This is a genomic window from Sphingomonas sp. LH128 (genome assembly GCF_000293195.2).
Classification (GTDB): domain Bacteria; phylum Pseudomonadota; class Alphaproteobacteria; order Sphingomonadales; family Sphingomonadaceae; genus Novosphingobium; species Novosphingobium resinovorum_A.
The window spans coordinates 1-10,298 of record NZ_ALVC01000023.1 but is presented as its reverse complement, the minus strand read 5'-3'; the positions used below and the strand labels follow the sequence as shown (position 1 = coordinate 10,298).

Below are 10,298 nucleotides of genomic sequence, written 5' to 3'. Positions count from 1 at the left end.
ATCGCCAGCTTCTCTTCGTCGCTCCAGTGCCGGCGCCGTTCCACTCGAACGACCGCTCCGCCATCTCGGCGTGCGCTCATACGAGGCTCATTTGACTGCTCGATATCCACTCGCAAGGCCTCCATCTGCCCCGCGAAATTCACGCCCACCCCAATCCACACAAGGCCGGGTTCCGTCGGCGCTTACTGAGCAATCGAAAGGTTTCCATAGCAAAATAACGGCCTGTCGACCGGCTAGGTGCTGCGCAGCCTTTCCTTAAGGCCCACCGCGCCGGCCGCTATGTTCGGACATGTCACCGGTCTGAAACTGACACGTCAAATCCTGTGAGGGCGGCGCGTTAGGGCCACCCCTGTTCACCAGGAACGCCCCGCGAGTTGGACACGCGAACGACACAGTGGTCTCGCCCAACCCCTCAGTAGGTGGAAGGCGGATCGCTCGCAGGAAAGCTTTCGTCGATAGTCTCGTCCGTGCGGCTCCACGATTGCGGGGGAGAGGTCATGGTTTCCGGCCCCGCATCCCGAACCTCCGGGCAGCCAAGGCTCGTTTTCCTGAATTTCGGACTTGCGTACCTGTAAAAAGCAAACCCAATCGCGCCGATGGCCGCTAGCCTTAACAGTCCAATCATAATATCGTCCTTCGCGAGCTCTGATGGGCAACGCGCGATCTATCGATCGGTTTCGCTGGACGGGACGCGCTAGCCTTGTCCGATCGGATATCAGTCTTTGACACGGTCCGGCCCATGCTTAAAAGAGGCAACACGTCAGGGCGCACGATGCCACAATGTCTCGCCGACGCAAATGCTCGGCCGGCTTTGCGGGACATAGGCGGATCTGGCCGTCATCGACGCGCGCGCATAACGATGCAAGCGGGGGGCTGAGGAAAAGAATATGCCCTTTGCGGATTTACAAAGCAGAGGGGGCGAGCGTCCATGAGCCATGATAAGCCACGGTCGATCGATGGGGCTCTGGCGCGGGCGGTCATCGACAGTGCCGGCGATTTTGCGATTATCACCACCGACCTGACCGGGACCGTAACCAGCTGGAATTCCGGCGCGGAGAAGCTGCTCGGGTGGTCAGGCGAACTGGCCCTCGGCATGGCCATACGTCACATCTTTACCCCTGAGGATTGCGCAGCCGGTGCCTTGGCAGACGAGATGAAGCGTGCTCTCGCCGAGGGGCGCGCCGTCGATGAACGGTGGCACATGCGTGAAGATGGCTCCCGTTTCTGGGGCTCGGGTCTCCTGATGCCGCTGCACGAGGATGGCCAACCCGAGGTCCACGGCTTCGTCAAGATGATGCGCGACCGTACGGCAGAACGTGCCGCCGATCGGCGCTTCAGTGCGATGACGGCGGCGCTCCCCGGTTTCGTCTTCATCGCCGATTCTGACGGCAATTTCGTCGAAACCAACGCGCTGTTCCAGACGTATAGCGGGCGTCCTGCTGCCGATCTGACAGGGCTTGGCTGGATCGACGTCGTCCATCCGGATGACCGCGGGAGAGCGATCGAGCTTTGGGATGATGCGGTCACGGGCGGGGTCATCTTTGAGGGGCGCCTGCGTTTCCGCCGAGATGACGGAGAATATCGCTGCTTTGCGTGCCGAGGCGTACCAGAGCACGATGATCACGCTCGGGCGGTCCGCTGGCTCGGCACCTGCATGGACGTGGAAAATGAAGCTCGGGCACGCAGTGCTCTGGAACGCCTGAACCTTTCGCTCGAACGCCGGGCGACCCAGAGCGATGCTGACCTGGCGACCGTCATCGACGAGTTGCAGGCGGAAATCGCTGAACGGCGGCAGACCGAGGCAGCTTTGCGGCAGGCCCAGAAAATGGAAGCGCTTGGACAGCTGACCGGCGGCGTCGCCCACGATTTCAATAACCTCTTGATGATCATCCGCTCCTCTGCGGATCTCCTTCGCCGTCCCGATCTGTCGGAAGAAAAGCATCGCCGGTTTGTCGATGCCATCGCCGACACCGCCGACCGGGCGGCAGCACTTACCCGGCAGCTCCTTGCCTTCGCACGTCGGCAGCCCCTTCAGGCCGAACGGTTTGATGCAGCATCGCGGCTTGATAATGTGACCACGCTTTTGGAAACAACGGTGGGATCGCGCATCAATCTGCGGATCGACACACAAGCGGCCGATTGCATCGTCGAGGCGGATGCCAACCAGTTCGACACGGCCATTCTCAACATGGTGGTCAATGCGCGCGATGCCATGTGCGGTGAGGGCGACCTGACGATCACCATCGACGCGCCTCCCGGGATCCCGCAGCGCCGGGGGCATCCGGCCAAATCTGCCGAATACGTCGCCGTCGCGGTGGCCGATACCGGAAGCGGGATCGCCCCCGAAGATATTGCGCGGGTATTCGAACCGTTCTTTACGACCAAGGGAGTAGGGGAAGGCACCGGCCTTGGTCTTTCTCAGCTTTTCGGCTTCGCGAAACAGTCCGGAGGGGATGTAACCGTTGAGAGCGAAGTGGGGCGCGGAACGACCTTCACACTGTTCTTACCGCGGGTGAAGGCGGAGCAGTCCGAGGCCGAGATGTCACCTCCCAGCGACTCTGTTGAGCACGAATCCGCCACGGGCTGCGTTTTGGTGGTCGAGGATAACCAGATCGTTGGGGAATTCGCGGCTCAGCTCCTGGCAGAGCTTGGCTATGAGACCACCTGGGCGTCCCACGGGCAGGCCGCTCTTGACCTGGTCCGAGCAGCGCCAGGGCGGTTCGATCTGGTGTTCTCGGACGTGGTCATGCCGGGGATGACGGGCATCGAATTAGGGCAGCATCTGCGGACGGAAAATCCTGACCTGCCCGTCATTCTGACCAGCGGATACAGTGATGTCCTTGCCCGGGAGGGTGCGCAAGGGTTTCCTTTGCTGCACAAGCCCTATTCAGTCGACGCACTTTCCCGGATCCTGCGCAATGTGACTGCGAACGCAAAATGAGCCGCAGCGAGGACGGCCGCGCTTCAAACGTCGGCGTCTTGTGGCTGGGTTACGCCCACGACTGTGAGCGCCCGTTCATGGCCGTCTCGGTCGGGCCAGCGGATCGACTGCCCCTCACGTAGTCCGATCAGGCCGGCACCCACGGGTGTCATGATCGAGATTCGATCTGAAGCAATGTCGGCATTTTGCGGGTACACGAGCTGGACGGCCCGGCGCTTTCCGGTCGTTTCGTCGACGAACTCCACTCGGGAGTGCATGGTGACCACGTCTCCCGGCATCCGCCCTGCTGTATGAAGGGTCGCCCGGCTAATCTCTTGCAACAGGAGATGGCTTACTTGGGGCAGTCGCACTTCTGCACTCAGCGCGAGGGCGCCGAGCGTGTCGGCTTCGGTATCGATCATATGTATGGGAGGGCGCTTGGGCGCGAGATGGCGGGTCATGATGCTGATCTTCTCTGATGGGAGAAGCCCGATGGGATTTCGGGCATTTGTCTTACGGCCATGCCCCGGATCACGGGCAAAGCTGCACCGGAACCCGGGGTTAGATTCCCGTCAGAAGTTGCCCCCCACGAGGGCGAACCGGCAGATCATGACACGCGCTAAGCATCAAGCCATCGTGATCGCGCGGAAACCTTAAGTCAACTCGAATTCTAGGGCGCGCGTTTGGCTCCAGGAATGACGGGGGCGGGCCCAACAAGATCGATCGGGATTTGGCATGAACCACGACAAATTTCGCCGAACGGGCTAGGCTCCGCCCATGATCACTGTGAAAAACTGGCGCCGCCACGACTTGGCCATAGATTTTGGAACCGCAAACCTGCGTCTGATCCGGCGGAACGAAGGTGTAGTATTCGACGAACCGTCGCTATGCTGCTTTGCTGATAGGGCGACCCATGTGGAGCTTGTCGCCGCTGGAATGGCCGCACGAGCCATGTCCGGCCGTACGCCGGGCGGGCTCCAGATCAGGCATCCGTTGCGGCGCGGAGTGCTGCAAGACATCGAAACGGCAACCCAGTTGCTTCGGTATGCGGTTCCCAAAGCGTTCTCGCGCAAGCAGATGTACAAGGCCAGAACGGTGATCGGGGTGCCTGCGGACGCGACCCGAGCTGAGCGGGCTGCTTTGAGAAGCGCGGCGACCGATGCCGGCCTGGGCGCGATTAGATTGGTGCCGGAACCGTTTGCCGCTGCGATTGGCGCTGGTCTGCGCGTAGGCGAAGCGCGCGGAACGATGATTGTCGAGTGCGGAGCCGGTACCACCGAAGCAGCGGTCATCTCCCTTGGCGGAATGTGCGCCACGCGATCGGTGCGAATAGGCGGCCATTCCCTTGATCAGGCGATCGCGGACTACCTGCATTTTGAGCACAAGTTTCTCGTTGGTCCCGGAAGGGCGGAGCAAATCACTCGGGCGTACGGCGAGGCAACGCGGAATGCGCCGTCGAGTAACGGCTATATCGAAGCGAGAGGCAGGAATTACATAACTGGAGGGCCCGCGTCTTTCCAGGTCCCGTGCCATGAGCTGGATCATGTCGTCGAACGGCATGTCCTGCAAATCGTCAATATGGTCCTCGATCTTCTCCATCACACGCCGCCCGAACTTAGCCGGGACATCCACATCAATGGGGTGATGCTGAGCGGCGGAAGCGCCATTCTACCCGCACTCGCAGAGCAGATCGGCAAAAAGACCGGACTTCGCGTGACCGTAGCTGATGAACCTGCGCTTTGCGTTGCCAAAGGCCTGCAGCATATATTGAACCTGGGCAGAGGCGATATCGACGTGATGACCAGCGCGCGCTAATCGCCCTTTTCCCGCTGTACACGCAGACATGGTGCCAGTTCGTCAGGAACGCGGACCCCGTTTCAGCCCGCGCATCCATCATTGCGCGTGGGAAAGCCGGGTTATGTTCCGCTGAGCGGCCCAGCGCGGCGAAACCGTGCTACAAAGATGATCGCCAATCCCCCGGGCTTGGCGATCAGCGAGATCAGCGGATTTGCACGACCTTCACGCCGGCGTCCCTTGCTACCAGATTCCAGTGGGTGTCGCCAGTCCAGGCGGGCAGGCCGTCGCGCTGGGCAAGGGCCAGACAGTAGCGATCACCGAGCGACAGGCCGGCGCTGGCGGTTACCGCACGCAGCCGGCCGGCGATCCGCGAGGTGGCGTGGTCGGCGGGGACAATCTTGATAGGCAGCGGATCGAGCATCGCGTCGATCGCGGTGGTGGGCATTCCGAGATAGGCAAAATGGCTGACCACCTCGGCGTAGTTGACCGCCGACATGCGCGCCGCCGCGATCGCCTTGGAAACCTTGGCCGCGCCTTTCTCTTCTTTCAGCATGGCGATCAGGGCAGAGGCATCGAGAACGAATTCGTTCATTCGCCGCTGTCCTCGCGGCGCCGCGCCAGGAAGCCGCCGACACCGGCCTCGGGATGGCCGCCGGTGTATTGCTTGGCTAGAGCCTGCGCACGTGCCACCGCCTGGGCTGCGGTGCGCAGGACCACACCGTCCTCGGTTTCTTCCAGGAATACCGCGCCGCCGCTGGTGAGGCCAAGCCGCTTGCGTACGCCTGCCGGCAGGCTCATGCGCCCATTAGGCGTGATGTTGACTTGTAGCGTCATGCTATCCTCGCTTGGATGACGATCACGGACTAAGCTCATAGCGCATTGGTCAAGGAAATGCCATGTGCATCTACTTGTGTCACGAATTGCGAAGAGTGGCATGAAGGGGCGAGCAGGGAAATTTCACGGCTCTATGGAATGGCCCGCCCGAGCCCATGCTGTCAGCGATGATCCTCGCGATCGAGGGCGAGGACCTGCGAGCGTTGCGCGACCGCGCCCTCCTCGCGATCGGAATGACCTGCGCGCTGCGCCACTCGGAACTGGTGGCGATCCAGCGGGAGCACATCGAGTTTCTTCCCGACGGCATCAGCATCGCTCTCGGTCGCTCCAAAACCGACCAGACCGGAAAGGGCGCGACCATCTTTATTCCGCGCGGCGAGGCTCACTACGGTGAGCCATCTCGAGAGGTGGCTTGACGCGGCCGCGATCGTCGGCGGACCGGTCTTCCTCAATTGGACCCCGCAAGGACGGCTCAGCGCCAACGCCATGTCGGCGCATGGCGCGGAGCTTGATATCAAAGCGGCGGCCGCCGCGGCCGGCTATGATCCGTCGTGTTTTTCCGGGCACTCGCTGGGCGCCGGCTTCCTGCCTGAGGCGGCCAACGAGAGCGAGGATCTGTTCAGCATGAAGGCGCAGAGTCGGTATAAGACCACCGAGGTCCTGGCGGGCTACGTCCGCCGTGAAGACGGGGTCAAGACCAGCGCCGCCTGGAAATTTTCCTGAAATTGCGTGTTTTTCGTGATGTTCGTCTGCGGAAAATGCTTAGAGATTATATCTCTCTACGATTGCTTCCGCAATTGAGTATATCGTCTCGATTTGAATATATTGGTCGTCAATGGTTCTTGTTAATTGATACGTGAGATCAACAACTTCGTTGCTTGCAGTCATACCTTCCTCGTCATAAAATCTATCAGAAAAAGCCTGCAAACGGGGAGGCAATGGAATGGCGGAATCAGATGCCCTTATGACTGTCCCATCAGGTCCGTCGACAAACTGAGTTTTCCCGTGCCACAAAACACTCAATGCAGCTTTTTTTGCGGATTCTTTGTCCGTAATGAAGGGACGGTATTTGTCAAACACAGCGTGGCCAATTGATTTATTGGTATTTGATTTTGGCGTGCTGTTGCTTGAAGATCCACCAAATAATGTTTTCAGAAATCCCATATGATCTCCAATTGAAAAGTTATCGGCGTGCCCGTGAAGCAGACGCCGCTGAACTACGCAAGGCACTTAATGGCTCCAGAATGCACTTGGCTCGATCCTGGACCTCCGCAAATTCGGCCCTTTTGTATCTCCCAAAAGATATTGGGGAACGCCAAATGCCAACCGCTCCGATATTCGACGTTCGTCTTCCCCAAAGCTGCGCGACAGTCGCGCCCACCGAGAGACCAAGTCGAAAATCCGAACTGGCGGTCACAAATCGTTGCCAGATGTGGAGTTGAACGGGCGGCGATCCCGCAGCAGCGTCGCGTGACATCCAGCGTGCTGGTCGTAGTGGCTTGTTCATGACCTTGCGGGAACAGCAGAAGAGCCTTGGACTTATCGCGAGCCGACAGCACCGACTATGCGGTCCAAGAACTCCTTGCGAGCCGTGAGACCGAAGAAGTCCTCGCCCCAATGCACTTCGGGCGGGTAGCTGGCGGCCACGCTGCCTTCCTTCTCGCCCATGACGATCATTGAAGCGAAAGTCTCTTTTCTATAGGGCGTGTTCACGTACCCGATGAAGAGGTCTTTATCCGCGTGATATTCGAACTTTTTGACGGTCATGCCGAATTTGCGAAAATAGGCTTCAACGGTTTCACGGCCAAACGCTGTACCAATTCCGTCGCCGAACGCTTCGGGTGATGACGCCCGCTTGGCGAGGAGGTTGACTGCGGCGTTGCTAGCGGCCCTGTTCAGAAGTCTGAAGACCATTTCGATTTCCCTCATGTTGCACGGTCATGGGTGCATGAAATAGGTTAACGAGGTGTTCAGGCCATTTATTCAAAGGGGATGAATGGCTCGGGAACTGCTTCTGCCTGCTTGCGGACCATCTGAATTATGAATGGTTCAAACAACCCTGCTGCTGCGGGGATGCTGCGGCTCGCCCGCGCCATTGTCCGGAGCGCAGGCGGCAAGGACGGCTTGTGCATCCCAGTCGGCGATTACCTGTTTCACCTGAGCCGCCGCCATCGGTCGCCCGAAAAAATATCCCTGCCCGAAATCGCATTGCTTCACGACAAGATGCTTGAGTTGCTGGGGCGTCTCGATTCCTTCCGCTACCGTGTGAATGCCAAGGTTTCGCGCCAGGTCGAGCACAGCTCCAACGATCGCAGCATCCTGCGTCTCCGCCATGCCCAGCCTGGAGACGAATGAGCGGTCGATCTTGATTACGTCTACGGGAAATTGCTTCAGATGGGTCAGCGACGCATACCCGGTGCCGAAGTCGTCCAAGGCGACCGTGACTCCCTCCTGCGACAGGATATTCAGGGCCTCGCTAACCTTCTCAGCGAGCTGCCCAAGGAACACACTTTCCGTCACTTCCAGTTCCAGCAGCCAGGGCCGCAGCTCTGCTCGCCGCAACCGGTCCAGAATACGCTGCGCAAAATCCCCTCGCCTGAAGTCTCCGGCCGATCCGTTGATGGCAATGCGGCCAAACGACGTTCCGGAGGTTACCCAACTGCGCATGTCCGCGATGACCCTATCGAGCATGCGTTCCGTGATCTGAACGGAAAGATCCGCATCCCCGAGCGCCGCGGCAATCGCGCCCGGCGACTGCAAGCCGCGTTCATCGTTCCATCGTAGCAGCGCCTCAAAGCCGACACAGGCGCCGGTTCGCAGGCATACCTTGGGCTGATAAAAGGGCACGATGCGATCATCGTGCAAAGCCGATCGCGCATCCGCCAGCATTTTCTTCTCGCGCTCCGCTGCCGTGCGCAGTTCACCCCGAAAAACGCATATGCGTCCGGCGCCCTCTCGTTTGGCGTCATAGAGGGCGAGATCGGCGCTGCGCAGCAATTCCTCGGAATTGGTGCCGTCCTGGAACGCTACCGCGACGCCGGCGCTGAGACTGACATCGATCTGCCGCCCTTCATAGGACATCGGGTGTCCTATGGGAGCGAGCAGTTCAGCAACGGCTTTTTCCGTCTCTTCTCCGGCAGACCAGTGCGGTAGAATGATCCCGAATTCATCCCCGCCGAGCCTCGCCACCGTGCCCGGCTCGGGTACCGCCCGCGTCAGTCTGGCAGCGACTTCGCTCAACAGAGCGTCGCCGCCGTGATGCCCCAAGCTGTCGTTTACCGCCTTGAAGAGGTCCAGGTCGAACACGATCAAACCGACTGCACTTTGCTGCTCTGCCGCCTCTTCCAGGGCGTTCTCAAGGCTGCCGGCAAACATTTCGCGGTTCGGTAGCCGCGTCAGGGAATCGTGCAGCGCCGCCCAGCGCAGCCCCTCCTCATAATGCTTTTGAACCGTAACATCCTGTAAGGAGCCGACGACGCGGATTGGTCGCCCTTCGTTGTCCCGCACCACATACGCTTTCAGGATAAGATGCAGATACGCGCCGCTCCCGGACAGGAAGCGGAATTGCTCGGTCCAGAAGGTCTTGCCAACGTCGTCGAGATCTTCGATCTGCAGAAGCACTCTGGCCCGATCATCAGGATGAAGTCGCTCCACCCACCAGGCGGCGGATGTTCCCTCCGGCGCATCCGGATAGCCCAATATCGCTATCCCGGCGCTGGAAAGATTTATCCGCCCTTCATCCAGCGAAACGTCCCAGATGATGTCGTTCGCTGCCAACGAGGCAAGGCGATAGCGTTCCTCGCTACTCTGAAGGGCCGATTGCGTAAGCACGACCTGCCGGAATGCTGCGTGGCTGGCCGCGAGCGACCGCAAAATGACAAACGCAGCAAGCGTGAAGGTCAACCCGATCGCAACCCGGTACGAATCGCCGGAAATCAGAAACTGCAGCGTGACGGGCATCGCACCGAAGAGGAGTACGAGCCATCCCGCGACGGGCAAAGCCTGCAGGCAATAGCAGCAGCTGATCGAGCCGACGAAAATATACAACGCGATCGCGGTGCCGCGCACGGGCGCAACGTCATGGAGCAAAAGCAGACCCCAGCCCCCGAATGCCGCGCTGAGTACCGCTGAGGCCGCTATCGTTCCATAAAGATGTCGGCGGATCTGGCGAGCAGTCAGTTGCCTCGATCGCCGCGATATCCAAACCATCGCACGGCCGACGATGGCCGTACACAGGACAGAGGGCATGACCAAACCATAAAGAGAACCCACGTCGCTATCCTCTCTTATTCACGACGCTCGGTTTCAGGCCCGCTCTGGGCATTTGCTGCCGCTGGCGGTGTTGCGCGGACGACCGGCATCGCTGGCGTTTGTTTCACCGCGATCGGATTGATGGGCTTTTCGGGTTGAAGGGCTGGGCTCGGAGTTCTGCGGCGCTGCCGCATGGGCTACGTCGGCGCAGGCTTGAGCCGAAGAACGAGGGCGCGGAACAGGTCGGCATCCGGACAGGCCGAAGCGAAGGCAATGCGGATGCGGCTAGCACTTTCTACGACGCGCGCAGCGACCTTGAGCAGCCGCAGGCGCAAGGTTGTAAACTCGGCGCTTGCCAGAGCAGTGGTCCTGGGCATCACCTGCTGGATGCGCCATAGCAGCCAGTAGGCGGCAGTGTGCAGGATCAGGCGCATCTGATTGGCATTGGCCGAGCGGCACGAGGTGCGATCACTGGCCAGCTGGGCCTTGTGCCGCT

At 60.2% G+C, this 10,298-nt stretch carries 11 protein-coding genes; 4 read left to right on the top strand and 7 right to left on the bottom strand.

Annotation, left to right across the window (positions count from 1 at the left end; translation table 11 throughout):
• Positions 1–928: 928 nt before the first annotated feature.
• Positions 929–2,941 carry a hybrid sensor histidine kinase/response regulator gene (locus tag LH128_RS02590; protein ID WP_008828019.1) on the top strand — a complete coding sequence of 671 codons (2,013 nt, stop codon included), beginning with the start codon at positions 929–931 and terminating at the stop codon, positions 2,939–2,941.
• Positions 2,942–2,964: 23 nt separating this feature from the next.
• Here LH128_RS02590 and rnk read toward each other — a convergent pair whose 3' ends face one another.
• Positions 2,965–3,381 carry a nucleoside diphosphate kinase regulator gene (gene rnk / locus LH128_RS02585; RefSeq protein WP_008828018.1) on the bottom strand — a complete coding sequence of 139 codons (417 nt, stop codon included), beginning with the start codon at positions 3,379–3,381 and terminating at the stop codon, positions 2,965–2,967.
• A 316-nt stretch (positions 3,382–3,697) separates the two neighbouring features.
• Between rnk and LH128_RS02580 the strand changes: the two genes are divergently transcribed.
• Positions 3,698–4,735: a rod shape-determining protein gene (locus tag LH128_RS02580; protein WP_008828017.1), complete on the top strand. Its 1,038-nt coding sequence runs from the start codon at positions 3,698–3,700 to the stop codon at positions 4,733–4,735.
• 184 nt (positions 4,736–4,919) lie between these two features.
• On the opposite strand, the gene LH128_RS02575 is transcribed toward LH128_RS02580, so the two are convergent.
• Complete coding sequence (locus LH128_RS02575) at positions 4,920–5,309, bottom strand: type II toxin-antitoxin system VapC family toxin (RefSeq protein WP_008828016.1); 390 nt, start codon at positions 5,307–5,309, stop codon at positions 4,920–4,922.
• Entirely contained in the window at positions 5,306–5,551 is a 246-nt protein-coding gene (locus tag LH128_RS02570) for an AbrB/MazE/SpoVT family DNA-binding domain-containing protein (protein WP_008828015.1), read from the bottom strand. Before LH128_RS02570 ends, LH128_RS02575 begins: the two co-directional genes overlap by 4 nt.
• A 167-nt stretch (positions 5,552–5,718) precedes the next feature.
• Here LH128_RS02570 and LH128_RS31215 point away from each other — a divergent pair, with 167 nt between their 5' ends.
• On the top strand, positions 5,719–5,967 hold the full coding sequence (locus LH128_RS31215) for a hypothetical protein (RefSeq protein ID WP_172704901.1): 249 nt from the start codon (positions 5,719–5,721) through the stop codon (positions 5,965–5,967).
• Positions 5,942–6,274 carry a phage DNA recombinase gene (locus LH128_RS31210; RefSeq protein WP_008828013.1) on the top strand — a complete coding sequence of 111 codons (333 nt, stop codon included), beginning with the start codon at positions 5,942–5,944 and terminating at the stop codon, positions 6,272–6,274. The genes LH128_RS31215 and LH128_RS31210 overlap by 26 nt, the downstream gene beginning before the upstream one ends.
• Before the next feature lie 39 nt (positions 6,275–6,313).
• Here LH128_RS31210 and LH128_RS33045 read toward each other — a convergent pair whose 3' ends face one another.
• The 4 genes from LH128_RS33045 to LH128_RS02550 all read right to left on the bottom strand — a co-directional run.
• Positions 6,314–6,715, bottom strand: coding sequence for a hypothetical protein (locus tag LH128_RS33045; protein ID WP_172704900.1), 402 nt, complete (start codon positions 6,713–6,715; stop codon positions 6,314–6,316).
• 375 nt (positions 6,716–7,090) lie between these two features.
• The gene (locus LH128_RS02560) at positions 7,091–7,480 is read right to left on the bottom strand and encodes a hypothetical protein (RefSeq protein ID WP_037517315.1); all 390 of its coding nucleotides are present in this window, start codon (positions 7,478–7,480) and stop codon (positions 7,091–7,093) included.
• Between the two features lie 120 nt (positions 7,481–7,600).
• Positions 7,601–9,619, bottom strand: coding sequence for a putative bifunctional diguanylate cyclase/phosphodiesterase (locus LH128_RS02555; protein WP_172704899.1), 2,019 nt, complete (start codon positions 9,617–9,619; stop codon positions 7,601–7,603).
• 380 nt (positions 9,620–9,999) lie between these two features.
• The coding region (locus LH128_RS02550) for an IS1380 family transposase (protein ID WP_008827843.1) at positions 10,000–10,298 on the bottom strand (299 nt) is incomplete at its 5' end.